Annotated in this window: 27 protein-coding genes; 11 read left to right on the top strand and 16 right to left on the bottom strand. The window is 70.3% G+C overall.

Going from position 1 to position 25634, the window contains the following annotated elements; genetic code table 11:
* Nucleotides 1-36 precede the first annotated feature (36 nt).
* From ABZW60_RS17765 to ABZW60_RS17780, 4 genes are read right to left on the bottom strand one after another with little or no spacing between them, the layout of a single operon-like run.
* On the bottom strand, nucleotides 37-375 hold the full coding sequence (locus tag ABZW60_RS17765) for a hypothetical protein (RefSeq protein WP_355478016.1): 339 nt from the start codon (nucleotides 373-375) through the stop codon (nucleotides 37-39).
* Between the two features lie 40 nt (nucleotides 376-415).
* Complete coding sequence (locus tag ABZW60_RS17770) at nucleotides 416-1282, bottom strand: RNA polymerase sigma-70 factor (protein WP_355478018.1); 867 nt, start codon at nucleotides 1280-1282, stop codon at nucleotides 416-418.
* The gene (locus tag ABZW60_RS17775; RefSeq protein WP_355478020.1) at nucleotides 1275-1499 is read right to left on the bottom strand and encodes a hypothetical protein; all 225 of its coding nucleotides are present in this window, start codon (nucleotides 1497-1499) and stop codon (nucleotides 1275-1277) included. The genes ABZW60_RS17770 and ABZW60_RS17775 overlap by 8 nt, the downstream gene beginning before the upstream one ends.
* Nucleotides 1496-2242: an SDR family oxidoreductase gene (locus ABZW60_RS17780; protein ID WP_355478022.1), complete on the bottom strand. Its 747-nt coding sequence runs from the start codon at nucleotides 2240-2242 to the stop codon at nucleotides 1496-1498. The genes ABZW60_RS17775 and ABZW60_RS17780 overlap by 4 nt, the downstream gene beginning before the upstream one ends.
* 139 nt (nucleotides 2243-2381) lie before the next feature.
* Here ABZW60_RS17780 and ABZW60_RS17785 point away from each other — a divergent pair, with 139 nt between their 5' ends.
* On the top strand, nucleotides 2382-3602 hold the full coding sequence (locus ABZW60_RS17785; RefSeq protein WP_355478024.1) for a low temperature requirement protein A: 1221 nt from the start codon (nucleotides 2382-2384) through the stop codon (nucleotides 3600-3602).
* Here ABZW60_RS17785 and ABZW60_RS17790 read toward each other — a convergent pair.
* Entirely contained in the window at nucleotides 3559-4122 is a 564-nt protein-coding gene (locus ABZW60_RS17790; protein ID WP_355478026.1) for a TetR family transcriptional regulator, read from the bottom strand. The genes ABZW60_RS17785 and ABZW60_RS17790 overlap by 44 nt on opposite strands.
* Nucleotides 4123-4210: 88 nt before the next feature.
* Here ABZW60_RS17790 and ABZW60_RS17795 point away from each other — a divergent pair, with 88 nt between their 5' ends.
* Nucleotides 4211-5140 (top strand): SDR family oxidoreductase, encoded by a 930-nt coding sequence (locus tag ABZW60_RS17795; RefSeq protein WP_355478028.1) that lies wholly within the window; start codon nucleotides 4211-4213, stop codon nucleotides 5138-5140.
* A 48-nt stretch (nucleotides 5141-5188) separates the two neighbouring features.
* Here ABZW60_RS17795 and ABZW60_RS17800 read toward each other — a convergent pair whose 3' ends face one another.
* Complete coding sequence (locus tag ABZW60_RS17800) at nucleotides 5189-6181, bottom strand: Gfo/Idh/MocA family oxidoreductase (protein WP_355478029.1); 993 nt, start codon at nucleotides 6179-6181, stop codon at nucleotides 5189-5191.
* A 12-nt stretch (nucleotides 6182-6193) separates the two neighbouring features.
* Nucleotides 6194-7174, bottom strand: a complete 981-nt coding sequence (locus ABZW60_RS17805) for a Gfo/Idh/MocA family oxidoreductase (RefSeq protein WP_355478031.1) — start codon at nucleotides 7172-7174, stop codon at nucleotides 6194-6196.
* Between the two features lie 178 nt (nucleotides 7175-7352).
* On the opposite strand from ABZW60_RS17805, the gene ABZW60_RS17810 reads away from it, so the two are divergent.
* From ABZW60_RS17810 to ABZW60_RS17820, 3 genes are read left to right on the top strand one after another with little or no spacing between them, the layout of a single operon-like run.
* Nucleotides 7353-8504, top strand: coding sequence for an ROK family transcriptional regulator (locus tag ABZW60_RS17810; protein ID WP_355478033.1), 1152 nt, complete (start codon nucleotides 7353-7355; stop codon nucleotides 8502-8504).
* Between the two features lie 59 nt (nucleotides 8505-8563).
* Nucleotides 8564-10297 (top strand): DUF4832 domain-containing protein, encoded by a 1734-nt coding sequence (locus tag ABZW60_RS17815; protein ID WP_355478035.1) that lies wholly within the window; start codon nucleotides 8564-8566, stop codon nucleotides 10295-10297.
* 8 nt (nucleotides 10298-10305) lie between these two features.
* Nucleotides 10306-11706 carry a DUF4832 domain-containing protein gene (locus ABZW60_RS17820; protein ID WP_355478037.1) on the top strand — a complete coding sequence of 467 codons (1401 nt, stop codon included), beginning with the start codon at nucleotides 10306-10308 and terminating at the stop codon, nucleotides 11704-11706.
* A gap of 57 nt (nucleotides 11707-11763) precedes the next feature.
* On the opposite strand, the gene ABZW60_RS17825 is transcribed toward ABZW60_RS17820, so the two are convergent.
* Entirely contained in the window at nucleotides 11764-12669 is a 906-nt protein-coding gene (locus ABZW60_RS17825) for an alpha/beta hydrolase (protein WP_355478039.1), read from the bottom strand.
* Between the two features lie 101 nt (nucleotides 12670-12770).
* On the opposite strand from ABZW60_RS17825, the gene ABZW60_RS17830 reads away from it, so the two are divergent.
* Nucleotides 12771-13607, top strand: a complete 837-nt coding sequence (locus tag ABZW60_RS17830) for a helix-turn-helix transcriptional regulator (RefSeq protein ID WP_355478040.1) — start codon at nucleotides 12771-12773, stop codon at nucleotides 13605-13607.
* Here ABZW60_RS17830 and ftsH read toward each other — a convergent pair.
* Complete coding sequence (gene ftsH, locus ABZW60_RS17835) at nucleotides 13604-15577, bottom strand: ATP-dependent zinc metalloprotease FtsH (RefSeq protein ID WP_355478042.1); 1974 nt, start codon at nucleotides 15575-15577, stop codon at nucleotides 13604-13606. The two genes, ABZW60_RS17830 and ftsH, sit on opposite strands and share 4 nt — an antisense overlap.
* 58 nt (nucleotides 15578-15635) lie before the next feature.
* Between ftsH and ABZW60_RS17840 the strand changes: the two genes are divergently transcribed.
* Both ABZW60_RS17840 and ABZW60_RS17845 read left to right on the top strand, forming a co-directional pair.
* Entirely contained in the window at nucleotides 15636-16565 is a 930-nt protein-coding gene (locus ABZW60_RS17840; RefSeq protein ID WP_355478044.1) for a nucleoside hydrolase, read from the top strand.
* 74 nt (nucleotides 16566-16639) lie between these two features.
* Nucleotides 16640-17416 (top strand): ATP-dependent Clp protease proteolytic subunit, encoded by a 777-nt coding sequence (locus tag ABZW60_RS17845; RefSeq protein WP_355478045.1) that lies wholly within the window; start codon nucleotides 16640-16642, stop codon nucleotides 17414-17416.
* Between the two features lie 110 nt (nucleotides 17417-17526).
* On the opposite strand, the gene ABZW60_RS17850 is transcribed toward ABZW60_RS17845, so the two are convergent.
* From ABZW60_RS17850 to ABZW60_RS17870, 5 genes are read right to left on the bottom strand one after another with little or no spacing between them, the layout of a single operon-like run.
* Entirely contained in the window at nucleotides 17527-18489 is a 963-nt protein-coding gene (locus ABZW60_RS17850) for a zinc-binding alcohol dehydrogenase family protein (RefSeq protein ID WP_355478047.1), read from the bottom strand.
* A gap of 9 nt (nucleotides 18490-18498) precedes the next feature.
* Nucleotides 18499-18861, bottom strand: a complete 363-nt coding sequence (locus ABZW60_RS17855; protein WP_355478049.1) for a hypothetical protein — start codon at nucleotides 18859-18861, stop codon at nucleotides 18499-18501.
* Nucleotides 18858-19721 (bottom strand): hypothetical protein, encoded by an 864-nt coding sequence (locus tag ABZW60_RS17860; RefSeq protein WP_355478051.1) that lies wholly within the window; start codon nucleotides 19719-19721, stop codon nucleotides 18858-18860. The genes ABZW60_RS17855 and ABZW60_RS17860 overlap by 4 nt, the downstream gene beginning before the upstream one ends.
* A gap of 11 nt (nucleotides 19722-19732) precedes the next feature.
* The gene (locus ABZW60_RS17865) at nucleotides 19733-20503 is read right to left on the bottom strand and encodes a citryl-CoA lyase (RefSeq protein ID WP_355478053.1); all 771 of its coding nucleotides are present in this window, start codon (nucleotides 20501-20503) and stop codon (nucleotides 19733-19735) included.
* Nucleotides 20500-21627: a CoA transferase gene (locus tag ABZW60_RS17870; RefSeq protein WP_355478055.1), complete on the bottom strand. Its 1128-nt coding sequence runs from the start codon at nucleotides 21625-21627 to the stop codon at nucleotides 20500-20502. Before ABZW60_RS17870 ends, ABZW60_RS17865 begins: the two co-directional genes overlap by 4 nt.
* Before the next feature lie 163 nt (nucleotides 21628-21790).
* On the opposite strand from ABZW60_RS17870, the gene ABZW60_RS17875 reads away from it, so the two are divergent.
* Genes ABZW60_RS17875 through ABZW60_RS17885 form a run of 3 tightly spaced genes read left to right on the top strand, consistent with a single transcriptional unit; the run spans nucleotide 21791 to nucleotide 24523 of the window.
* Nucleotides 21791-23239, top strand: a complete 1449-nt coding sequence (locus ABZW60_RS17875; RefSeq protein ID WP_355478057.1) for an amidohydrolase family protein — start codon at nucleotides 21791-21793, stop codon at nucleotides 23237-23239.
* A gap of 22 nt (nucleotides 23240-23261) precedes the next feature.
* Entirely contained in the window at nucleotides 23262-24083 is an 822-nt protein-coding gene (locus tag ABZW60_RS17880; RefSeq protein ID WP_355478059.1) for an IclR family transcriptional regulator C-terminal domain-containing protein, read from the top strand.
* An 8-nt stretch (nucleotides 24084-24091) separates the two neighbouring features.
* Entirely contained in the window at nucleotides 24092-24523 is a 432-nt protein-coding gene (locus ABZW60_RS17885) for a VOC family protein (RefSeq protein ID WP_355478061.1), read from the top strand.
* Between the two features lie 42 nt (nucleotides 24524-24565).
* Here the strand turns inward: ABZW60_RS17885 and ABZW60_RS17890 are convergent, their stop codons facing one another.
* Nucleotides 24566-25027 (bottom strand): hypothetical protein, encoded by a 462-nt coding sequence (locus tag ABZW60_RS17890; protein ID WP_355478063.1) that lies wholly within the window; start codon nucleotides 25025-25027, stop codon nucleotides 24566-24568.
* A 17-nt stretch (nucleotides 25028-25044) separates the two neighbouring features.
* Nucleotides 25045-25626 (bottom strand): sigma-70 family RNA polymerase sigma factor, encoded by a 582-nt coding sequence (locus tag ABZW60_RS17895; protein WP_355478065.1) that lies wholly within the window; start codon nucleotides 25624-25626, stop codon nucleotides 25045-25047.
* Nucleotides 25627-25634: the final 8 nt, after the last annotated feature.

Raw genomic sequence — 25634 nt, forward strand, 5'->3', positions numbered from 1 at the left:
TCTAGGTTGACATGTCAACATCAGACCGGCCGGGGTTCATTCCCGCGGGCGCCAGTGCCGGAGCTTGTCCGGGTTCAGCACGATCCACACGGCCGACACCTTCGGGCCGGTGACCTTCAGGCTGATCACCGCGACCACCCGGCCGACGGCCCGCAGGACGACGCCCGGCTGCCCGTTGACCGCCTCCACAGTCAGCACCGTCTCCGGACCGACCAGTGCGGTGACGCAGCGCGCGACCTGGTCGGCGCCGTGCACCGGGTCCGGCGCCGCGACCACCCGGCCGCCGCCGTCGCTGACCGCGACCACCTCCGCCGCGAGCACGCTGCGCAGCGCCCCGGCACTCCCGGCCCGGCAGGCCGTCGCGAACCGGTGCACGACGGCATGATCGCCTCGCCTGAACAACTTCGCCTCCTGCTCAAGCGACCGCGGTGAGCTTCGCCGGGTTCATCTGCCACAACACCTCGTCGATCCCTTCGGCGGACGCGGTCACCGTGCAGACCGCGAACACCTCGCCGTCGCGGCGCAGCATCGCCGCCGCGCGGCCGTTCGCCGTACCGAACTCCACCTCGACACCGACCCAGAACCGGGTGTGGAACGACCGGTAGTACTTCGCCACCCGCGACCGGCCGACCACCGGGAACTTCGACGCCCGGGCCGCGCCGCCGCCGTCGGAGTAGCTGATCGCGTCCTTGGCCAGCAACTGCTCCAGTACGGCGAGATCGCCCGACCGCGCCGCCGCGACGAACGCCGTCAGCAAGGTCTTCTGCTGGTCCCCGCTGACCTCGGTCCGGCGTTCCGCCCGGATCCGCTTGCGGGCCCGACTGACGAGCTGCCGTACGGCGGCCTCGCTCGTCTGCAGCATCGCGGCCAGCTCGTCGTACGGGTAGTCGAACGCCTCCCGCAGGATGTACGCCGCCCGCTCGGTCGGCGACAGCCGTTCGAGCACGAGGAGGACCGCGAAGCTCAGCGCCTCCCCGTGCTCGGCGCCGAGGTACGGATCGGCGCTGGTGTCGACCGGTTCGGGCAGCCACGGCCCGATGTAGGTCTCCCGGCGCGCCCGCGCGGACTGGCTGGCGTTGATCGCGAGCCGGGTGACCGCCGTCGACAGGTACGCGACCGGGCTCTGCACCGCGTCGCGGTCGGCGGCCTGCCAGCGCAGCCACACCTCCTGGACCAGGTCCTCGGCCTCGGTGTGGCTGCCCAGCATCCGGTACGCGATCCCCATCAGACGCGGCCGCACCTGGTTGAAGACCGCGACCGCGTCGTCCAGATCCTCAGTCATCTGCTGGAGGATACGGCCCGGGATCTCCCTCCAGCGCCTCGATCGCGCTGTGCAGGCTGTTCAGGTCGGCGGCCTCGGCCTGCACCTCGAACGGGTCCATCAGCCACTCCGCCGGCGACTCCTCCTCGGGCGGCGTCCCGGCCGCGTTCAGCCGGATGTCCGCCTCCACCTCCACATCGAGCTCACGGAGGAACTCCGACTCCGACGCGCCGTTCATCGGGCCGCGTACCAGTCGGCGTAGTGCAGCTCGCCCAGCGTGGCCTCGCCGAGCGGGACCAGGCTGCGCTCGGTGAGCTCGGAGCCGAAGTACGTCGCGTGCGGGTCGGAGACCACCTCGCGGGGGTCGCCGCTCTCGGCCAGCGCCTTGCGGATGAACTCGTCCATCCGGACCTCGTCCGGCCCGGCGATGTCGATCCGCCGGTTCAGCGGCTCGCCGACCGCGGTCCGGCCGAGGATCCTGGCGACGTCCTCGGCGGCGATCGGCTGCCAGGCGACCGGCGCGATGTGCACCTTCCCGTCCTCCTGGGTTCCGGAGTCGGCGGTCGCCGGCACGAACTCGAAGAACTGGGTCGCGTGCACCAGCGAGTACGGGATGCCCGAGGCCTTGATGAGCTCCTCCTGGGCGATCTTCGCGGCGAAGTAGGCGTTGTCCGGCATCCGCTCGGTGCCGACGATCGAGATGCCCACGTGGTGCCGGACGCCGGCCTCGTCCTCGGCCTGCAGCACGTTCGCGGTGGACGTCCTGAAGAACTCCATCACCGGCCCGGCCTCGAACGACGGCGAGTTGGCCACGTCGACGACCACGTCCGCGCCCTTCAGTACGTCCGCCAGCCCCTCACCGGTGATCGTGTTGACGCCGGTGCTCGGTGCGGCCGCGACCGCCTCGTGGCCGTGCTCGGTGAGCTTCGCCACCAGCTTCGTGCCGATCAGGCCGGTGCCGCCGATCACGACGATCTTCATCGCAGATCCCTTTCGATTGTCCTGAGCTGTCATCAGGTAAGACAGGGCACCCCCGGCGCTTGTGACAGTCACATCGGCGGCCGCTGCCCTGTCTTATCAGTGCTGTCTTGTCTGTGACGTCATACGAGAGGAGAGGCAGTTGCCCAACGCCACGGTCCGCATCCGGGTGCGGATGACGGCGCGGCCGATCGACGAGCCGCACCGGGTCGCCAGTCAGCTCGAACTGCTCTTCGACCTGACCTTCGTGGTCGCGGTCGCCGCGATCACCGAGCAGTTCGCGCACACGATCGCCGAGGGGCACGCGGGCGACGGCGTGCTGCCGTTCCTGCAGGTGTTCTTCGCGATCTGGTGGGCGTGGATGAACTTCACCTGGTTCGCGTCGTCGTACGACACCGACGACGTCACCTACCGGCTGCTCACCATGGTGCAGATGGCCGGCGTGCTGCTGCTCGCCGCCGGCGTCCCGGCCGCGGCGGACCACGGCGACTACCTGATGATCACCTCGGGCTACCTGGTGATGCGGCTCGGGCTCATCTCGCTGTGGCTGCGCGCGGGGATCGAGGACCCGGCGTCGCGGCGGACGGCGTTCCGCTACGCGATCGGGATCGGGGCACTGCAGATCGGCTGGTTCGGCCGGCTGTACCTCGCCAACACCGGCGCGTCCGACGCCGTACTGCTCGTTGCCTTCCTCGCGCTGGCGGTCCTGGAGCTGTCGGTGCCGCTGTGGGCCGAGCGGCCGCGGGCGACGCACTGGCATCCGCACCACATCGCGGAACGGTACGGCCTGTTCACGATCATCCTGCTGGGCGAGGCGGTGCTGGCCGCGTCCAACGCCGTACGCCGGGCCGTGGCGGAGACCGATGTCAGCGCCGAGCTGATCGCTGTCGCGGGCTGTGGGCTGGTGATCCTGTTCGCGCTGTGGTGGCTGTACTTCCTGCATCCGGCCGGTCCGCGGCTTGAGGACCGGCGGAACCGCTCGTACCGCTGGGGTTACGGCCACTACGGCCTGTTCGCCTCGCTCGCCGCGCTCGGCGCCGGCCTCGAGGTCGCCGTCGAGCAGACCGGCCACGAGCTCCACCTGTCCCCCACCGGAGCGAGCTACGCGGTCGCCGTACCGGCCGCGTCGTTCATCGCTTTGCTCTGGGCTGTGCACCGGGTCATCGCCGACGTGTCCCGGGTTCACCTCGGTACGGCGGTGACGGGCGTCGCCGTACTGCTCGCGCTGCCGCTCGCGACACCGGCGATCGGCTCGATCGCGGACCTTGCCCTGATGGCCGCGACCTGCGTCACCGTCGTCGCGGTGGCCTCGTGGGACGCTAGGCAGTCAGCGCGGACAGTGTCTTCAGCGTCGACCGGATGACGTCGGCGATCGGCACGTCGTCCGGCGCGGTGATCCAGCGCTCGAACGACACCCGGAACACCGCGACCCCGGTCTCGGCCGCCAGCGCGGCGACGTCCGGGTCGACGCCACGCGCGAGCAGACCTTCGGTGAGCGACGTCGTCATCGACGCCATCTTGATCAGCTCGCGCTCGCGCAGCTCCGGCGTCGACGCGATCACGGCGGCCCGGCGGCGCGAGTAGTCCCGGCGGGTGCCGTCGAAGAACTCGGCCGAGGCCAGCACCGCGGCGGTCACGGCCTCCATCGGGGACGCGTCCGCGGGCGCCGCGGCGAGCGCCGCGACCATGTCCTGCCCGAGCAGTTCGGATCCGGCGAACAGCACCTCGCGCTTGTCCGCGAAGTGCCGGAAGAAGGTCCGCGCGGTGACGCCGGCCCGGTCGGCGATCTCGGCGACGGTCGTGCCGTCGTACCCGCGCTCGGCGTACAGCGCCATCGCCGCTTCGCGCAGCCGCCCGGCCGCGTCCGGTTCCCACCGTGCCATGGCCTCGATCCTAGCCGATGTCATCCAGTGACATCAGGGTGTAGCATCGGTGATGTCAGTCAGTGACATCACTGGAAGGATTCCCGCAATGCGTATTTTCGTCACCGGAGCGTCAGGCCACGTCGGCTCGGCGCTGGTCCCGGAACTCCTGCACAACGGTCACCAGGTCCTCGGCCTGGCCCGCTCCGACGAGTCGGCGAAACGGCTCACCGACCGGGGCGCCGAGGTCGTCCGCGGCGACCTCGACGATCTCGACCGGCTCAGCACGGCGGCGGCCGCCGCGGACGGCGTCGTCCACCTGGCGTTCCGGCACGACCTGATGGTCGCCGGCGATCTGGCCGGCGCGGCCGAGTCGGACCTCGCCGCGCTGCGGACGATCGGCGACGCCCTGGCCGGCACCGGGAAGCCGCTGGTCAGCACATCGGGCACCGGCATGCTCGCCGGCGTCGTGAAGGACCGTCCGGGGACCGAGGCCGACTTCAGCGACGCGGGCGGCTACCGCATCGACGCGGAGAATCTCGTCGTCTCGCTGGCGGACCGAGGCGTCCGGTCGTCGATCGTCCGGCTCCCCCAGGTGCACAGCGAGCTCGACCACAACGGCTTCGTACCGTCGCTGATCAGGTTCGCCCGCCGCAACGGCTTCGCGGCGTACGTCGGCGACGGGTCGAACCGCTGGCCGGCCGTGCACACGCTGGACGCCGCCCGGCTCTACCGCCTGGCGCTCGAGTCGGCGCCGGCGGGTTCCCGCCTGCACGCCGTCCAGGACGAGGGCGTCACGTTCCGGACCATCGCCGACGCGATCGGACGCGGCCTGCAGTTGCCGACCCGCTCGATCACTCCCGAGCAGGCTCCGGAGTACCTCGGATTCCTGGCGGCCTTCGCCGCGATGGACAACCCGGCCACCGCGGCGCTGACCACCGAGCTGCTCGACTGGCACCCGACCCAGCCGACCCTGCTCGACGACCTCGCCAAGCCGTTCTACTTCGAGGAGGACCAGACCTTGAACACCTCCCGGTGACCTTGGACAAGTCATGACCTGTCCAAGGTCCCGGCGACGTGTGGCTGGTTACACCTTGAGGACCGGCGCGACGGTCTTGGACTTCGAGCCCTCGTACGCCGCGAGCAGGATGCCGAGGACGGCGATGCCTTCCTCCTCGGTGTGCAGCGGACGCTGCTTGCCGGCCAGCGAGTCGGCGAAGTGGCCGATCTCGGCGACGAACGTGTCGACCGGTTCGAACGTGAAGGTCTCGGTCTCGCCCGACCGGAGGCGGTAGGACAGCGTCGTACCGTCGCTGGTCAGTGAGCCGAGCTCGCCGACGGCCGAGAACCGCTCGGTGCCTTCGGCCGGCTGGTACGCCCAGCTGGTCACCAGTTGGCCGACGACCCCGTTGTCGAACCGGATCAGGACCTGGGCGGAGTCCTCGCCCTCCATGAACTTCAACCGGTGCGTGGAGAGCATCGCGGTCGCCTCGACCGGCAGCCCGCCGGCGAGGTGCAGCATCAGATAGGTGGGGTGGTACCCGGTGTCAATGAGCTCGCCACCACCGCTCGTCCTACTGCTCGCCCGCCAGCCCATCGACGACGGATCGAAGTCGTTGTAGAAGCTGTCCGTCGTCCGGACCTCGTACACCGTGCCGATCGCCCCGGCCTGCAGCAACTCCCGGGCCTTCGCGACCGCGGGCATGAACAGCTGGTTGTGCGCACACATCAGCGTCACGCCGTTCTCGGTCACCGCCTTGCGGACGTCCGCGGCCTCCTCGGCGGACAGGCACAGCGGCTTCTCGCACAGGATGTGCTTGCCCGCCTCGGCCGCCGCGACGATCGCGTCCCGGTGCAGGTGGTGCGGCAGGCAGATGTCGACCGCGTCCAGCTCCTCGGTGGCGAGCATCTCCCGGTAGTCCGTGTAGACCGCGGCGTCCAGCTCCTCGCCGCGCTTCTTCGCCGTCTCCTCGACCGCGTCCGCCACCGCGGTGACGGCGATCCGGTCCGCGTGCGCCCGGTACCCCTTGATGTGTGCCGAGGCGATCCCGCCGGCACCGATCAAACCGACCTTGATCATCCGCAGGTCCTCTCAGCTGTAGGAAATCACTCGGTTGGACTCGGCCGCCGCGTTCGCCGCCACCACCAGGCGCGTCAGCTCCACGGCGCGTTCGATGTTCTCGTCGGCCCGGGTGTCGTGGACGATGTGGTCGACCCACTGCGCGAACGGATCCGGCGAGTGGTCGGGCACCTCGACCTGCTCGCCGTTCACCAGGAGCACGTTCCCGCGATCGGTGTAGGTGAGCGTGCCCTCGGTCCCGAACAGCTCGATCGTGAACGGGTTGTTGCTCGCGAACCCCGCCTCGATCACGCCGATCTTCTGGTCGCCGTACCCGGCCACCACGACCGCGTTGTCCTCGAGCCCGCGCCCGGCCACCGACCGGTACGTCGCGCTCACGGTGTCCGGCGTCGCGCCGAGGAACAGCTGGGTCAGGTACACCGGGTGGCAGCCGAGGTCGGTGAGCGCGCCGCCGATCGCCGCCTTCGGCTCGAAGAACCGCTGCGGCAGCCAGCCCTCCTTGCCGTCGCGCGGGATCGCGCCGTCGTGCGAGAGCCTGACCCGGCCGTAGGTCAGCTGTCCGAGCGTGCCCTTGTCGAGCACCTCCCGGATCGCGGTCGTGTACCCGTGCGCGAGCCGCGGCAGCGAGACCGTCAGCTTGACGCCGGCGGCATCGGTGGCGGCCACGATCTCCTCGGCCTCGGCGACCGTCGGCGCGAGCACCTTCTCGGTGTAGATGTGCTTACCGGCCCGGGCGGCCTTGACCATGATGTCGCGATGCACGTCGGTCGGCGTCGTGATCACCACGCCGTCCAGGTCCTCGCGCGCCAGCAGCGCGTCGAGGTCGCCGGTGAACTCCACGCCGAACTGGCCGGCGCCGGACCGGCCGCGCTCGGCGTCGTCGTCCCAGACGGCCACCAGCTCCGTCCCGGGGTGCGCCTGGGCCTGCCTGGAGTAGTCGCCGGCATGGACGTGCCAGAAGCTGAGCGTCGCGATCTTCAGCGGATTGGACACGCTGGTCCTCCTCAGTGGAAGCCTTCGGAAACGTTTCGGATCGAGCGTCGGCAGATCACGGTACAACGTTGTCAGGAGTGCGCAACAGACTTCCGGCGCGCCCGTTCACACGGTGAGACCCGCGCGCAATCGGGATGCTTATAGTTATCCAGGACTCCACGAATAAGTGAGGTGGCAGATGAGCGAGGAACCGGTCGGCGGGGACCTCTCGCGGCTGCGCCAGCTCAACGCCGCCGCCGTCCTGCGGGCATTGCGCGGGGATCAGCCGCTGACACTGACCGAGTTGTCGAAGCGAACAGGTCTGTCGCGCGCTTCGACCGAGGACGTGGCGCGGGACCTGCTCGGGCGCGGCTGGCTGACCGAGGTCGCGCCGGCGTCCGGGTCCGTCGGGCGGCCCGCGCGGCGGTACCGGTTCAACGCGGGTGCCGGCCGATTACTGGGGATCGACATCGGCGGCCACAAGGCGCTCGCCCTGGTCACCGATCTGGACGGCGAGGTGATCAGCCAGGCGCGGCTCGAGGTCGACGCCGGGGTCGGCCGCCGCGCGCGGCTGGGGGCGCTGGACCGGTGCGTGACGAAAGCGCTGGCGGGCGCCGGCGACGGGCAGATCTGGGCGACCGGGGTCGCGACCACCGGTCTCGTCGACGGGACCGGGAAGGTGATGCTCTCGGACTCGCTGCCGGAGTGGAGCGGGGTCGACCTGGCCGCGCACGTCCGGCGCCTGGTCCCGGGCCCGGTCCGCGTGGAGAACGACTGCAAGCTCGCCGCGCTCGCGGAGACCTGGCGCGGGGTCGCCCGGTTCGCCAAGGACGTGGTCTTCCTGCTGGCCGGCCTGCGCACCGGCGCCGGGCTGATCATCGACGGCAAGCTCCACCGCGGCTTCGCCAACTGGTCCGGCGAGATCGGCGCCCTCCCCGCCGCCGGCTGGTTGCAGGCCCCGACACACCTCACCGCGTGGCTCGAGAAGGCTGGCCGAACGGCAGCGGCCCCCGGCGCACCGGAGGTAGACGGGTTCGAGCGGGTGTTCGTGGCTGCCCGGGCGGGCGATCAGGAGGCCCAGGCGGCGGTCGAGGAGTACGTGCGTGACCTGGCGGTGGGCGCGTCGGCGCTGGTGCTGACGCTGGATCCGCAGCTGGTCGTCATCGGCGGCGGATTCTCCCGGTCGGCGGACGTGATGGTGGAGCCGTTGCGGCGCGAGCTGGACCGGTGGTGCCTGCGGACCCCGGAGATCCGGGTGTCGGCGTTCGCCGACGAGGGCGTCGCGCTCGGCGCCGTCCGGCTGGCGCTCGACGAGGTCGAGTCGACCATCACGACCGAGCTCAGGCCTTGACATAATTTTCCTGGACTCCATGATTATCCCCATCGCCACGCCCAGCGAGAGGAAGCATCATGATGCGTCCGTTCCGTCTGCTCACCGTCGTCGCCACCGCGGGTGCCCTGCTGGCCGCGGTGCTGACGTCCCCGGCCCAGGCCACCATCAGCGGCGCGACCGCGACCAATACCGCGACCACCGTCACCTACCGCTTCTCCTACACCGGCACCCCGCAGTTCCTCCGGGTGTACGTCGACACCGACCGCAACCCGTCGACCGGGTTCGCCCAGGCCGGCACCGGCGCCGACTACCTGCTCGAGAACGGCAGCCTGTACCAGCACACCGGCACCGGCTGGAGCTGGACGCTGGTCCGGGCGGTCACCTTCAGCACCACCGGCGGGGTCGCGCAGTGGACGACCGCACGCGCCGACCTGGGTGAGACCGCCACACCGAACGACGCCGACCTGATCTTCCAGGCGGAAGCTCCGCTGGAGACGTCCGCGAAGTACACGCAGGTCTACACCGGAACCAGCGGCGGAGTGACCTACACGCCGTCGACCGAGAACTTCGCCAACCCCGAACGCGGCTTCTATCACCACACCGGCGACTGCGACAAAGCCGACTTCTCCCAGTCCACCCTGCAGAGCTACCGCACCAGCCAAGGCATCTCGCTGGTGATGTGCGTCTTCTACCTGGCCGAGTACAAGAACGGCCCGATCGCGCAGGCTGCGCTCGACCAACTGCAGCAACAGCTCAACACCGTGCGCGCGGCCGGCCTCAAGATGGTCCTGCGCTTCGCGTACACGACGTCCACCAGCGGCGACGACGCGACGAAGGACCGTGTCCTGGCGCACCTCGACCAGCTGGCGCCGTACCTCGCGGCCGGCAAGGACGTGATCGCCGTCGTCCAGGCGGGGCTGATCGGCGCCTGGGGCGAGTGGTACTACACGCAGAACTTCGGCAACGCCGGCGTGGTGACGGCAACGGACTGGGCGAACCGCAAGGCGGTCACCGACAAGCTGCTCAGCGTCGTGCCGTCGACCCGGATGATCCAGCTGCGGACACCGAAGTTCAAGCGCACCCTGTACTCGACCTCCCCGGTCCAGCCCGGCGACGCATACAGCGGCTCGACCCTGTCCCGCATCGGCCACCACAACGACTGCTTCCTCGCCAGCGCCGACGACTTCGGCACGTACGAGAACCCGTCCGTCGAGTACCCGTACCTGCAGGCGGACACGACGTACGTCGCGATGGGCGGCGAGACCTGCGCCGTGAACGCGCCGCGCTCCCAGTGCCCCACCGCGACCGGGGAGCTCGCGCAGTTCCACTGGTCGTACCTCAACACCGACTACGAGCCCAACGTCCTGAACTCGTGGAACTCCGGTGGCTGCCTGACGACCGTCAGCAAGAATCTCGGGTACCGCTTCCGCCTCGAGTCCGGGACGTATCCGGCCACGGCCTCACCCGGCGGCAGCCTGCCGGTGTCCTTCACCGTCCACAACGACGGCTACGCGACGCCGTTCAACCCCCGCACGCTCGAACTGGTCCTGCGGAACACCGCGACCGGCAGCACCTACAAGCTCCCGATGACGTCGGACCCGCGCCGCTGGACCGCGGGTGCGTCGACCACGGTGTCGCAGACCCTCACCGTGCCCACCAGTCTTCCGGCAGGTTCGTACACGCTGCTGCTCAACCTGCCGGATCCGCTTCTGTCCACTCGCCCCGAGTACTCCGTCCGCCTCGCGAACCAGGGCACCTGGGACGCGGCGACCGGGATGAACTCGCTCCTGCACACCGTCAGCATCAGCTAGGAGACGACATGAGACGAAGGCTCGCTGCAGCCGTCTGCGCGATCGGCCTGCTGCTCCCCGCGCAGCAGGCGCTCGCAGCACCGACCAGCACGCACACCTACACGACCAGCGACGACGTGATCGCCAACCCCGAGCGCGGCTTCTACCACCACACCGAGACGCATTACCGGGCCGACGGCACCGGGTACGTGCCGCTCGACCTCACCACCCTTCGCAACTTCCGCACCCAGGAGAACGTCACCCAGATCCTGCGCGTGTTCTACCTGGAGAAGTTCGCGAGCCAGGACGTGCTCGACAAGCAGTACCTCGACCTGGTCCGGGCCGACTTCCGGACCGCCCGCGCGGCCGGCATCAAGGTGATCGTCCGGTTCGCGTACGCGCTGCCCGGGGCGGGCTGGCCGCCGCCGACGCCGTACGGCGATGCACCGGTCGCCCGCGTGCTCAAGCACATCCAGCAGCTCACGCCGGTGCTGCGCGAGAACGCCGACGTGATCGAACTCGTCCAGTCCGGCTTCGTCGGCCTGTGGGGCGAGGGCTACTACACGGATCACTTCAGCGACCCGCAGGACCCGAGCCAGGTCTCGGACCAGAACTGGGCCGACCGCAAGGCCGTCACCGACGCCTTGCTGAAGGCGCTGCCGAAGGACCGGATGATCCAGGTGCGCACGCCGTACATGAAGCAGCGGATGTACGGCGTACCGACCGGGACCGAGGGCGCGCTGACCGCCGAGCAGGCGTACGACGGTTCGCCGCTGGCCAGGATCGGGCATCACAACGACTGCTTCCTGGCCAGCCCGGACGACTTCGGCACCTACCTGAGCGACCCGGTCGAGCTGGACAAGGACTTCGTTGCCCAGGACACCAACTATCTGCCGGAGGGCGGCGAGACGTGTGCGGTGAACCCGCCGCGCTCGGAGTGGGACTCGGCCGCCGCGGAGATGGCCCGGCTGCACGTGTCCTTCCTGAACACCGACTACAACAAGGACGTGCTGGGCAGCTGGGGCACGAACATCGAGGTGGCCAAGCAGAAGCTCGGCTACCGGTTCGCGCTCGACCAGAGCACGGTCACGACCCGGCGCGGAAAGGTCGAGGTCGACCTGCGGCTGCGCAACGACGGCTGGGCCGCGCCGTACAACCCGCGCAAGGTCCAGCTGATCCTCCAGAGCGCCAAGCACACCTACAAGGTCGACGTCCCCGCCGACCCGCGCCGGTGGGGAGCCGGTACGACGACCGACCTCAGCTGGAAGGTCGCCGCACCGCCCGTGCCCGGCAAGTACAAGTTGTCGCTGAACCTGCCGGACCCGCGTCTGTCCACGCACCCCGAGTACTCGATCCGCCTGGCGAACGACGGCACCTGGCAGCCGAGCACCGGTTACAACGATCTCCAGCAGACCGTGACTGTCGGATAGGCCCCACACGGTCTGTTCGGTGCGCCCGGAGACCTGCATCCGGGCGCACCACGTCGATCAGGCAAGCGCCCCGGCGAAGTAGCCGGTGAGCTTGCTGACCGCCGGTGTCACGTACTCGTCCCGGTCGTACAGATCGACGTGCGTGGCGTCGTCGATCCAGGCGAACTCCTTCGGGCCGCGCGCCTTCTGGAACGCCTCGACACTCATCCAGGCGGTGACGGCGTTGCGGCCGGCGATCATCAGCAGTGGACGCGGTGCGATCAGTTCCACCGCGTGGAAGGCGTCGAAGGTCGCGATCCGGTCGACGCTGGTCCACGGGAGGATCTTGGTCGACCGTTCGTGGCAGCCGCGGGGCGTGCAGTAGTACTCCCACCCCTCGTACACGTGCTGCCCGCCGGCCCGGGCCGCGTCCTCGGTTTCCGGGAAGAGGCTGAAGGTCTGGACGTCCGCGCCGCCCGCCTCCGCCGTACGAGCAGCCGCCGCGGCGGCCAGCAGCCCCTCGAACACAGCCGGATCCTGCGTGCCGTCGGCGCCGACACGGAACTGCCGCGCGATGTCGGCCGCGCTCACGGTGGCGAGCGCCTTGATGCGCGGATCGGTCGCCGTGGCGACGAGACCGTATCCGCCGGACGCACAGATGCCCAGGAGGCCGATGCGCTCGGGGTCGACCTCCTCCCGCGTCGTCAGGTACGAGACGGCGGCCTTCAGGTCCTCGACGCGGTGCGCCGGGTCCTCGAGTCCGCGCGGCAGGCCCGCACTCTCACCCTGGTACGCCGCGTCGTAGGCCAGGGTCACGAAACCCTGTTCGGCCAGCCGCCGCGCGTACAGTCCGGCCGCCTGCTCCTTGACGCCGGTGCCCGGGTGACCGACCACGATCGCCGGCCGCGGGCCGTCGCCGTCCGGAACGTAGAGGTTTCCGGCGATCGTCAGGCCGCCGCTGATGAAGTTCACGTTGGTTCGCATGTCTCCAAGCTCGCGTCCGCGCAGCCTGTGTTCCAGGGAGGGTTCTGCCTAGGCAAGCCAGTACCAGGCACGCAGTACGGCGACCCCGCACACTAGGAGGCATGGACAACGAGCTCGGCGAATTCCTCCGGTCCCGACGCGCCGCCCTGGAGCCGGCGCAGGCCGGGCTGCCGGACGACGGACGGCTGCGGCGCGTGCCGGGGCTGCGCCGCGAGGAGCTCGCCCAGATCGCCCACGTGAGCGTCGACTACATCGTCAGGCTCGAACAGGGCCGCACCCGGCGCGTTTCCCGCCCCGTCCTGGACGCCCTCGCGGACGCGTTGCAGCTCGCCCCGGACGAGCGGGCGTACCTGTTCACTGTCGCCGACGTCACGCCTGCCTCGTCACGCCGGCCGGTCCAGCCCGACGTTGCACCTCAGCTCAGGCAACTTCTCGACCGCATGCACGACGTACCGGCGATGGTCCTGCACCGCGGCATGGCCGTCCTCGCCTGGAACCAGGGCGCCGCCGCGCTCCTCACCGACTTCGGCGCGCTGCCCCCGGCGCACCGCAACCTGATCCGGCTCACGTTCCTCGACGAGCGCGTGCGGGCTCTGTACGACGACTGGCCGCGGGCCGCCCGGGACTGCGTCGCCGTCCTGCGGATGGAAGCCGGCCGCACACCGAACGATCCCGCGATCAGGTCGCTGGTCGGTGAGCTGAGCGTGCAGGACCCGGACTTCCGCACCTGGTGGGCGTCCCACCAGGTGCGCGGCCCGCGGCAGCTGGTCAAGACCTACAACCATCCGGCCGCGGGCAAGCTCACCCTCGACGTGCAGCAGTTCACCGTCGACACCCATCCGGAGCAGTTGCTCGTCGCCTACACCGCCGAGCCCGGCACCCCGTCGTACGACGGGCTCCAGTTCCTGCTCCAGTGGTCGGGGGCGCCGGTTCGCTAGGTGCGCGAGCCGTGGGTGAGCCCGGCCGCGGCGTAGGCGTCGGCCTCGTCGAGGGTTTCGTGTTCGAGCAGCTGCTCGGCGATCGAGTCCAGTCTCGGACGGTTCTCACGGAGCAGGCGGCGGGCCTCGGCGTAGCACTGCTCGATCAGCCGCCGGACCTCGTCGTCGACGGTGTTCAGCAGCTCGTCGGAGACCCCCGCCATCCGGGCGTCGCCCTCGGACGGAAGGACCGAGACCGGGCCGATCGCCTCGGACATACCCCAGCGGCCGACCATCGACCGGGCGATCCGGGTCGCGGTCTCCAGGTCGCTCTCCGCGCCGGTGGTGACCACGCCGAGCACCTCCTGCTCGGCCGCCATCCCGCCGAGGGCGCCGATGATCCGGCCGCGCAGGTAGTCCACGTCGTACCCGTAGCGGTCCGACTCCGGCGTCGACAGCGTCACGCCGAGCGCCCGGCCGCGCGGGATGATCGACACCTTCCGGACCGGGTCCGCGCCCTTCTGGATCATGCCGAGCAGCGCGTGTCCGCCCTCGTGGTACGCCGTCCGCCGCCGCTCCTCCTCCGGCATCACCACGTTGCGCGCCGTCCCGAGCTGGACCTTCTCCAGTGCGTCGGTCAGGTCCCGCTGGGTGATCTGCGACTCGCCCTGCCGGGCCGCTGCGAGCGCGGCCTCGTTCAGCAGGTTGGCGAGGTCGGCGCCGGTCATGCCGGGCGTGGACCGCGACAGCGCCGCCAGATCGGCGTCGGCCGCGAGCGGCTTGCCGCGCGCGTGCACCTTGAGGATCGCCTCGCGGCCCGGCTGGTCCGGCGCGTGCACGGTGATCGTCCGGTCGAAGCGTCCGGGCCGCAGCAGCGCCGGGTCGAGGACGTCGGCGCGGTTGGTCGCCGCGAGCACGACGACGCCCTCGGTGCCGGAGAAGCCGTCCATCTCGGTGAGGATCTGGTTCAGCGTCTGCTCGCCCTCGTCGTGCCCGCCGACCGAGCGGGCGCCGCCGCGGGCGCGGCCGATGGTGTCGATCTCGTCGATGAAGATGATCGCCGGCGCCACCTTGCGCGCCTCGCCGAACAGCTCCCGCACCCGGCTCGCGCCGACGCCCACGATCATCTCGATGAACTCCGAGGCGCTGGCGGAGAAGAACGGCACGCCGGCCTCGCCGGCGGTCGCCCGCGCGAGCAGCGTCTTGCCGGTGCCGGGCGCGCCGGCCAGCAGCACACCCTTCGGCGCCCGCGCACCGAGCCGCCGGTACTTCTCGGGATCCTTCAGGTAGTCGACGACCTCCTCGATCTCGGCCTCGACCTCGTCGATCCCGGCGACGTCGGAGAACGTCACCCGGACGGTGCTCGGGTCGATCGGCTTCTTCTGCCGGCCGCCGCCGCCGAGCAGGCCGCCCAGGCCGCCGCCGGCCCGGCTGCGCCGGATCAGCCAGAAGTAGAACGCCGCGATCAGGATGAACGGGCCGAGCGAGATCAGCAGGTTCCACAGCACACCGCGCTGCGCGACCACCGGCGTCGCCCGGACCGTGGCGCCGCCCTTCTGCAGGTCGCCGTACAGGTTGTCGTTGGCGAACGTCGGCCGCTCCGTGGTGAACTTCGTGTAGGTCTCGCCGCTCTTGCCCGGCACCTCCGCGGCTTCCTTCAACCGGCCCTCGATGGTGTCGCCGCGGGAGAAGATCTCGGCCACGTTCTGCTTCTGCACCTGTGCGGTGAAGTCGGTGTAGGCGATCGTCTGTTCGCCGCCGGCCATCTGGTCCTGCATCGTGGTGAGCAGGAAGAGCACCAGGTACCCGCCGACGATCCACGCGACCCACCGCCACCACCGCGGCCGGCGAGGCTTGTCGTCGTCGCCGTGCCCGGCCGGCAGCCCCTCGGTCCGCCACGGCTTGTGCGGCGGCCGCTGCGCACCGTCGCTCTTGCGATCAGCCTGGTCGGGGCCGGACTCGTTCGTCGCCGGCGGCTCCTTCTCGCTCATGAAGCCAAACATAGGACCTGAATCGGCTGCGACCCAGCAACAACTCGTACTCTGGCCCATGGCCACACCGTTGATCCTCGACTGCGACCCGGGCCACGACGACGCGCTGGCGATCCTGCTCGCGGTCGCCGATCCGGCCATCGACCTGCTCGCGGTGACGACCGTGGCCGGCAACCAGACCGTCGACAAGTGCACGGTGAACGCGCGTCGCGTGCTCTCCTTGGCCGGGGTGTCCGATGTGCCCGTCGCGCGGGGTGCCGACCGGCCGCTGGTGCGGCGGTTGCGGATCGCCGACGACGTCCACGGCACGACCGGGCTCGACGGTTCGGCGTTCATGGGCGAGCCGTCGGTGCCGGAGTCGCCGTACTCGGCGCACGAGGTGCTGGTCGACGTACTGCGGTCCCGGCCGGCGACGGTCGTGGCGACCGGGGCGTTGACGAACATTGCTCGGCTGCTGGTGGACGAGCCCGGACTCGCGGCGAACATCACCGAGATCGTGTGGATGGGCGGGTCCACGGAGCGCGGCAACATCGCGCCGCTGGCCGAGGCGAACGCGTTCGTGGATCCGGAGGCGGCGGATCTGGTGGTGCGGTCGGGGATTCCGTTCACGATGTGCGGGCTGAACGTGACGCACCAGGCGCTGGTGACGGACGACGTCCTGGCCCGGCTGGAACGGATCGGGACGCCGCTGGCACGGATCTGCGGCGAGTGGATGACGTTCTTCGCGTCGACGTACCGTGACCTGTTCGGCTTCGAGGCGCCGCCGCTGCACGACCCGGTCGCGGTGGCGCGGGTCGTCGACCCCGCGATCGTCCGGTGCGTCGAGGCCAACCTCGTCGTCGAAACCACCGGCGAGTGGACCGCCGGCGCCACAGTCGTGGACCTGGACGGCTACACCGGCCGCCCGCCGAACGCCCGGATCGCCGTCGCCCTTGACCAAGAAGCCTTCTGGAACAGACTCCTCACCGCGATCGCTGCCCTCCCCTGATCCGTCTGCTCACAGCGGAACCCCCTTCACGCCCGCGGCCGACTGCCCCAAGGTGGATGTGTCGAGGAGGACAGATGAGCACCAAGAACCGACCGACCACCAGCGCCCTGAAACACCCCGGCGCGGCCGCACTACCCCATACCGGCGCAGGCCTGCCGGGCCGGCCCCGCGCGGGCGTGCTGGGCGCGGGGGTTCCGGGGACGCCAGGCCCTGGGGTGCCCGGGCCGGGCCGGCCCTGGCCCGAGATTCCCGGGGTGCCTGACGTGCCGGGGCAACCGGAGCGGGCGCCACAGCCGATTCTGCCGTCCTGGTACGAGCCGACGGCGATCACGCTGGAGCGGGAGTTGGCTGACCGGCTGCTGGCGGAGCGGGTGATCCTGGTGGGCGGGCGGCTGGACGACGCGCTGGCGAACCATGTCGCCTCGCAGCTGCTCCTACTGGGTGCCCAGAGCAACGACCCGATCAAGCTCCACCTGTCCGCGACCGACGCCGACCTGGACGCCGCCCTGTCCGTGGCCGCCGCGATGGACCTGATCACCGCCCCGGTCCACGTCGTCGCCCGTGGCACCGTCCGCGGCGCCGCGATCGCCGTACTCGCCGCCGCACCACAGCGCGAGGCCCACCGCCACGCCACGTTCGTCCTGTCCGCACCCCACTTCACCGCCGACGGCACCGCCGACGAACTCGCCGCCCTCGCCGAAGAACACGAACACCAGACCGCCCGCCTCCGCGACCTCGTCGCCCAGGCCACCGCCCGCCCCGCCGACGAGATCGCCGCGGACCTCGACCCCGGCCGAGTCCTCGACGCCCAGCAAGCCCAGGCCTACGGCCTCATCACCCGCATCCTCTGACGACACGGCAGCTCGACAGTACGTATGCGTCTACTACCCGCGCTCGCACGCCGGGCGACCTGCCCGGTCGCCCGCCAGTGGGCGTATACGTACTGTCGTCCTGCAGAGGTTCAGATGGTGAGGACCAGGCGGCCGGCAGTGTTGCTGGTGGATTGGCGCGTCCAGGCGGTGCTGACCTCGGCGAGCGTGACGGTCTCGTAGGCGACCTTGATCGCCCCGACGGCGGCGTGCTGGAGTACGGCGGTCAGGGCGTCGCGACGCTGGTCCGTGGTGAGGGCGTTGTTCGTGTAGCCGAGCACACTCGCCGACCGGCTCCGCAGTAAGGACGACGAGAACACCGCCTCATCACCGGACGAACCCCCGAGGTTCACCAGCCGTCCGCCTGGGGCCAGCACCCGCGAGGCGGCGGTGGCGGCGACCCCGAACACCGGGTCGATCACCACGTCGTACGCCGGTTCGCCCAGCCGCTTCGTCAGCTCGTCGACATCGGCGCTCAGCGCAACCACTTCGTCCGCACCCGCCGCCAAGGCACGCTCCCGCGACGCGTCCGACCGTACGACGGCCACGACCCGCGACGCCCCGAGCACCCGCGCGGCCCCGATCGCCACCTGCCCGACCGCGCCGCCACCGCCCAGCACCAGCACCCGCTCCCCCGCCTGCATCCCGGCCCGCGCCGTCAGCGTCATCCAGCCCGCGACCCCGGACAACCCGATCGCGGCCACTGCCGCGTCGAGCACCGGCACGTCCAGCGCCACCAGATCCACGTCCGGTACGGCGGCCCGCTCCGCGAAGCTCCCGTCGCCGGCCGTCATCCCGGCCGAGGTCGCGAAGAACACGCGAGTACCGGCGGGGACGCTCGACGACTCCTCCACCACGCCGACGCCTTGCACGCCCGGTACGTACGGAAGCGCCGGCGGGCCGAAGTACGACGTACCGGAAGCGCACAGCAGGTCGAGCGGGACGATCGGCGCCGCGGTCACCCGGACGATCGAGAAACCTTCACCGGCGACCGGGTCGGGGTGTTCGGCATGCGACGGCGGTTCGCCGTGGGTGTGCAGGACTGCGGCGCGCACGCGGACTCCTCAGGTAGCGATATCGGGATACGGCAACGCGTACTGCTGCCGCAGCGCGCGGCCGTACGCCTTCTGGTACTCCAGCGGGCCGTGATCCCGCTCGAACATCGCGATGAACAAGGTCAGCGTAAGGAACGGATGCGCACCCAGGCCGAACAGGGCGAGGTGGTCGTGCTCACGCAGCGCCTTCCGCTCGTCGTCGGTGAACGCGAGCCAGGTCGACTTCTCCGCGACCGCGCAGTTGAGGATCTCGTTCGCCTTCTCCTGCTCCCACCAGTCCACCGTGCCGGCGGGATCCTCCCGGTACCGCTCCACCAGGTCCGGGTCCCGGTCGACGGTGTAGAGGAACTTGTTCAGCAAGTACTTGCTCATGCCGGCACTCCGTTCGGGTACCAGGTGAAATACGCCTCCATCGTATGGAACAGGTCGAGCGAGTCGACATGGTCCGCCTTCGCCCCGGCGCCCGCGACACCCATCATCAGCATGAAGTCCATGAAGCCGTGCGTCGCGTTGCCCGGCAGGTGCAGGCTGTCCAGCGTCACCTCGGACAGGCACCCGTCGAGGTCCCCGCTCGCGATCCAGTCCACCGCCTTGCGGTCGAACTCCGGGTCCGGGCCGTGCTCGCCGAACTGCCGCGGCCCGCCCAGCTCGAGCGACAGGTGCCCGGTGCCGATGATCGCGACCCGTTTGTCGATCGGCCACGACTCCACCAGTTGCCGGATCGTCCGGCCGAGCTCGACGAACCGGCCGGGGCGCGGCAGCGGGGGCGCGAAGATGTTGGTGTAGATCGGCACGATCGGCAGGTCCGCGTCCGGACGCAGCGTGATGATCGGGCAGGTGATGCTGTGGTCGATCCGCAGTTCGTTGCTGAAGGCAAGGTCGAAGCCGGCGTCCAGGCCGTTGCGCAGGATGTGCCCGGCGAGCTGCTCGTCGCCGGCCAGCCGCATCCGGGGCAGGCCGAACTCGCGCTCCTCGTTGTACCAGTTGGCGTCGAAGTACGGCGCCTTGCCGACCAGGAACTGCGGCATGTTGTCGAGCCACAGCTGGTGGAAGTGGTCGCTGCCGACCATCACCAGGATGTCCGGCCGCGCCTTCGTCAGGGTCTCCCGGAAGGCCTCGATCTTCGCGACCCACTCATCGGCGAACGGCGGGCGGTCGGCGCCGGTGGCGGTGCTCGCCCGGTAGTAGAACGGATGGTGTGTGGAGGCGATCACCGCGGCGACTGTGGCCATGTGGTGCTCCTTCAGGGTTCGACGTACACGGCGTTGCGATCGACGGTCAGGTAGGCGTCCATGCCGATGGGCCTGCGGCGCTCCTCGGCCAACTGGCCGAGCAGTCCGGCGGCTCTGGCCAGCAGGGCGAAGCCGCGCAGCATCTCCACCGGCAGGCCGAGGTCCGCGAGTGCGGCGCCGCACACTCCGGCGCCGTTGAGCGGCAACTTGCGTCCCAGCACCTGCTCGTGCACCCGCCCGATCGCCTGGAAGAGCTTGAGATGCGGCCCTTCGAGCCCTTCCTCGCGGGCGATGCCGATCAGCACAGGCGTCCGAGGGTCCTCCACTTTGTGCACCGGGTGCCCGAGCCCGGGGATGTAGGTCCCGCGGGCCTTGGACTGCCGAACCAGTTCCAACGCAAGCGCATCCCACCCGGCCTCGTCCTCCGGGGCGGCGGCGGTGTCCAGGCTCTGGTGCAGGAAGGTGGCGCAGTCTTCCGTGACGCCGAGGAAGCGGGATCCCCCGCCCAGCAGACCTGCTGCGAGGGCGCCCTGCAGCGAGTCCGGGGCCGACAGGTACGTCAGCCGGGCGGCTATGGCAGTGGGGGTGAAGCCGTGGTCGGCGAGGGCGACGAGGACCGACTCGAACACCCGGGTCTCGGACGGCGTCGGCCGGCGGAGCGCGACCAGCCAGAAGGCGAGCTCGCCGAAGCCGACCTTCCCCATCAGGTCCTTGGTCAGGTCCTGGCCGAGCAGGCGGATCTCGTCCGCCGTCGACGTCCCCAGAGAAGTAGGAAAAGTCATGCGGACAACCACTTCCTCAGCTCGGCGCCGTGTTCGTCCAGCTCGGGCGGCGGCAGCCGGTACGACGCCGCGCTGCCGGAGAACGTGATCGGGTTGCGTACCGTCGGGATGTCCCCGACCGTCACCACCGGGTCGAGCCCGATGTCCTCGGCGAACGCGACCCCGGCGTCCACGGTGTTGATCGGTCCGCACGGCACCCCGGCGGCGATGATGTCGCGGAACCACTCCAGCTTGGTCCGCGTCATCAACCGTTCCACGAGCAACGGCCGGAGCTCCTCCCGACGCGCCGTCCGCTTCTCGTTCCGGTCGAACCGCGGGTCGTCGGCCAGCTCCGGCACGCCGAGCACCTCGACCAGCTTGCGGAACTGCCCGTTGTTCCCGGCCGTGATGATGAGGTCCCCGTCGGCGCACGGCAGCGGCTCGTACGGGAACAGGCTCGGATGGCTGTTCCCCATCCGCAGCGGTACGACGCCGCCCGCGACGTACGCGCTCGACTGGTTGACCAGCCCGGACAGCGCCGACGACAGCAGGTTCACCTCGACGTGCTGCCCACGCCCGGTCTCGTGCCGCAGGTTCAACGCCGACAGCACCCCGATCGTCGCGTGCATCCCGGCCATCACGTCGAACACCGAGATCCCCGCCCGGTACGGCTCGCCCGACGGGTCGCCGGTCAGGCTCATCAACCCGGAGATCGCCTGCACGATCAGGTCGTACCCGGGCAGCGCGGCGCCGCCGGGCCCGGACCCGAACCCGCTGATCGACGCGTACACCAGCCTCGGGTTGCCGGCGGCAACGGTCTCGTAGTCGAGCCCGAACCGGGCCAGCCCGCCGGGCCGGAAGTTCTCCACCAGCACGTCCGCGCGCCGCGCCAGCTCCTGCGCCGCGGCGAGGTCGGACGGATCCTTCAGGTCGAGCGCGATCGACCGCTTGTTCCGGTTCACCGCGAGGTAGTACGTCGAGACGCCGTCGCGGACCGGCGGCTGCCAGGACCGGGTGTCGTCACCGCCGGGCGACTCCACCTTCACCACGTCGGCGCCGAGGTCGGCGAGCAGCATGGTCGCGTACGGACCGGCCAGGATCCGGGAGAAGTCGGCCACCAGCACCCCGGACAGTGGACCCTTCACCTGACCTCCCGGATCTACGGACACCTGTCCGCATCAGTCTCGATCTCCCTGTACGACCTGTCAACAGGCTCTTGACACCATCAGGCAGCGCTCAGATAGTGAGGCTGACCGCCCCAGTGACCGTCATACGGACGTATGTCCGGGCAACTTGTTGGAGGCATCGATGACCACAGTGCTGTTGCGGGGCGGGACCGTGCTGACGATGGACGACCACCACACGGTGGTCCAGGACGGCGATGTGCTGATCGAGGGCGACACGATCACGGCCGTCGGGCAGCCGGGGCAACGCCTCGACGTCCCCGAGGGCACCCAGGTCGTCGACGCGTCCGGCGGCATCGTGATGCCGGGGATGATCGACACCCACCGGCACATGTGGCAGACCGCGATGCGCGCGTACGGCGCCGACTGGACGCTCACCCAGTACTTCGTCTGGTACTACCTCGAGCACGGCAAGACCTTCCGGCCCGAGGACATCCACGCCGGCAACCTGACCTCGGCCTGGGAGTCGCTGGAGGCCGGCGTCACCACCACCGTCGACTGGTCGCACGGGCTGCAGAGCGTCGACCACGCCGAGGCCGCCGTGGACGCGCTGAAGGCCGTGCCCGGACGGTTTGTCCTTGCCTACGGCAACATCCAGGCCGGGCCGTGGGAGTGGACGGCCGATCCGTCCGTGCGCGCGTTCCTCGAGCGCCTGCGCGACGACGACCGGATCGGCCTGCAGCTGGCGTTCGACGTCACCGGCGACCCGGCGTTCCCGGAGCGGGCCGCGTTCGAGGTCGCCCGCGAGCTCGGCCTCGGCGTCACCACGCACGCCGGCGTCTGGGGCGCGACCAACGACAACGGCATCAAGCTGATGCACGAGAACGGCTTCATGACGCCGCAGAACATCTACGTGCACGCGGCGACCCTGACCACCGACTCGTACCAGCGGATCGCCGCGACCGGCGGCTCGATCTCGGTCTCCACCGAGTCGGAGCAGAGCGCCGGCCAGGGCTACCCGCCGACCTGGCAGGTCCGCCGCCACAACATCCCGGTGTCGCTGTCGCAGGACACCAGCGTGTGGTGGAGCGGCGATCTGTTCAGTGCCATGCGGACCACACTCGGCGCCGACCGGGCCCGCGAGCACCTGGAGGCGCACATGAAGGGCGCCACCGTGACGCACAGCCACCTGCGCGCCGAGCACGTCGTCGACTGGGCCACCCGCGGCGGCGCCCGGGCCCTCGGCCGCGACGACCTCGGCAGCCTCGAGACCGGCAAGAAGGCGGACGTCATCCTGATCAAGAACGACGCCTCACCGGTGTCGTTCCCGCTGATCAACCCGTACGGCCAGGTGGCGTTCCAGGCGCAGCGCGGCGACGTCCACACCGTGATCGTCGACGGCCGCGTGGTCAAGCACGAGCACCAGCTGGTCGGCTGCGACCTGCCCGCCGTACGACGGGAGGTCGAGGCGACCGTCGACTACTTGCGCTCGGCGCTCGGCGAGGAGGCCTGGCGGAGCGGGATGAACCCGGAGCTGCCGAAGGGCGAGGTGCTGGACAACCCGTACCAGTACACCGACTACAAGTCCGACTCCACCCGCGAGGCACGTGGCACCATCTTCGGTGAGCGGTAGCCGACCAACCAGGAGGAACCAGATGGCAGGGCGTGGCGCGGGCCCGGACTTCGTCGAGTCGCTGGCTCGCGGGCTGGACGTGCTCGCCTGCTTCGACGCGGACCATCGCACGATGTCGCTCAGCGAGGTCGCGGCCGCGGCCTCGCTCGCCCGGCCGACCGCGCGGCGGTTGCTGCTGACGCTGGAGGAGCTGGGCTTCGTCCGCACCGTCGGCGGCGCCTTCCAGCTCACCCCCAAGGTGCTGACGCTGGGGATGGCGTACGTCGGTTCGCTCGGCCTGTGGGACATCGCGAAACCGCATCTCGAAGCACTCGTCGCGCGCACCGGCGAGTCGTCGTCGATGGCGCAGCTCGACGGTTCCGACATCGTGTACGTCGCTCGCGTGTCGGTGCCGAAGCTGATCGCGCTGCGCGTCGACATCGGCACCCGGTTCCCGGCCGCGCAGACGTCGCAGGGCAAGGTGCTGCTCTCGGCGCTGTCCCCCGACGAGCTGGCCGACGTCCTCGCCCAACCGAGCCGCGCCGGACTCCCGCCGTACATCGGGCGGACCGCGGACCAACTGCGCGACGAACTGACCGGGATCCGGGCCCGCGGATGGGCACTCGCGGACGAGGAACTCGCCCCGGGGGTCCGCTCGGTCGCCGCGCCGGTGCGCGACGGCAACGGCACCGTGCGGGCCGCGATGAACGTGACGGTGCACGCGGCCGAGACCTCGGTCGACACGCTGCTGCACGACCACTTGCCGCTGCTCCTGCGGACAGCCGGCGACGTCAGTGCGGAGTGGGCGCTGTGGCAGTCCAGGCCACACGTCGAGATCGAGCAGCGCGACGAAACGACTGCTTGAATGGAAGCATGACTGTTCTCGACTCGCCCATCCCCCGGTTCCATCTCGCGATGCCGGTCGACGACCTGGACGCGGCGCGGCACTTCTACGGCGAGGTCCTCGGCCTCGAACAGGGCCGCAGCTCGCAGACCTGGATCGACTGGAACCTGCGCGGCCACCAGTTCGTCACGCACGTCGCACCCGAGCGGGCGCAGCGGATCCACAATCCGGTCGACGGCCACGACGTCCCGGTGCCGCACTTCGGGCTGATCCTGACCGTCGAGGAGTTCCGGACGTTCGCCGAGCGACTGAAGGCGGCCGGCACCGAATTCGTCATCGAGCCGTACGTGCGGTTCCAGGGACAGACCGGCGAGCAGTGGACGATGTTCTTCCTCGACCCGGCCGGGAACGCCCTGGAGTTCAAGGCGTTCGCGGACGACTCGCAGGTGTTCGCGGCCTGAGGCCATTCACAGCCGCTCACAGCCGCTGACAGCCGCTGACGGCTAGGGCGTGATCCACCCGGTCAGGATCGTCGTACCGGACCCGGTCTGGCACACCAGCCGGTACGGCGTGGTCGGCGGCGGGCCGAGCACGAAGAAGCCGAGCTCGTCGATCTCCGCGGTGGCCAGCTTGCCGCCGTCGCCGCGGGCCGTGACCGTGCCGACGTCGGGCGGGTCGAGCTGTCCGAGCACGGCGTCCGGCGTCAGTTCGAGCTCGACCGTCCAGCCGTCCGAGGCGAACGTGAGCGACCGCAGGATCGCACTCTCCGAGCGGATCGCCAGCGCGTCCAGCGGATCCTGCGCGGAGTCGTAGGTGAGCGCCGCCAGTTCGGCGTCGATGGTCCGCCACGCGAACGCTGCCTTACCGGCCTCGACGAACGCCGGCGGTACGTCCTCCGCGGAGGCCAACGCCTCACGCAAGGCCTCGATCAACTTCTCGTCGTCGTGCCACTCGGGATCCATCACGGGTCTCACCTCCCCACTCACTCGTCGGTCCGTCCGGGGCCGTCCGCCGCCAGCATGGCCAGCGCGGGCGTCTGCCGCAGCCTGCTCAGGCACCGCGCCCGGTTCGGCCCGATGCTGCCGATCGGCAGACTCAGTCGCTTGCTGATCTCGTCGTACGGCGCCGGCGGGTCCTGCATCAGCAACGACAGCAACTGCTGGCATTTCCGCGAGAGCTCGCCGAACGCGGTCCGCAGGATCGCGCCGCGTTCGTGCCGCAGGACTTCTTCCTCGGCGATCGCCTGCTCGGGAATGTCGGGCGACTGCACGAGGTCGACCGGCTCGACCCGGCTGGTCGCGCGGATCAGCCGGAAGCACTCGCGTTGCGTCGTGGTCGCGATCCAGCCCGGCAGCGCGGCCGGCTCCCGCAGACCGGGCAGGTGCTCGACCAGCCGCAGCCACACGCTCTGGCCGATGTCGTCGATGTCCGGCTGGGTCAGGCGATATCGCCTGCACACCGAATAAACGAGCGGCGCGTATCTCTCCACCAGCTCGTCCCAAGCGTTCTTCTCGCCGTCCCTGGCCCGGATGACCAGGTCGACGACTGTCGGATCGTCCCGCATGCCGTCCC

Source organism: Kribbella sp. NPDC003557, assembly GCF_040610805.1.
Taxonomy (GTDB): Bacteria; Actinomycetota; Actinomycetes; order Propionibacteriales; family Kribbellaceae; genus Kribbella.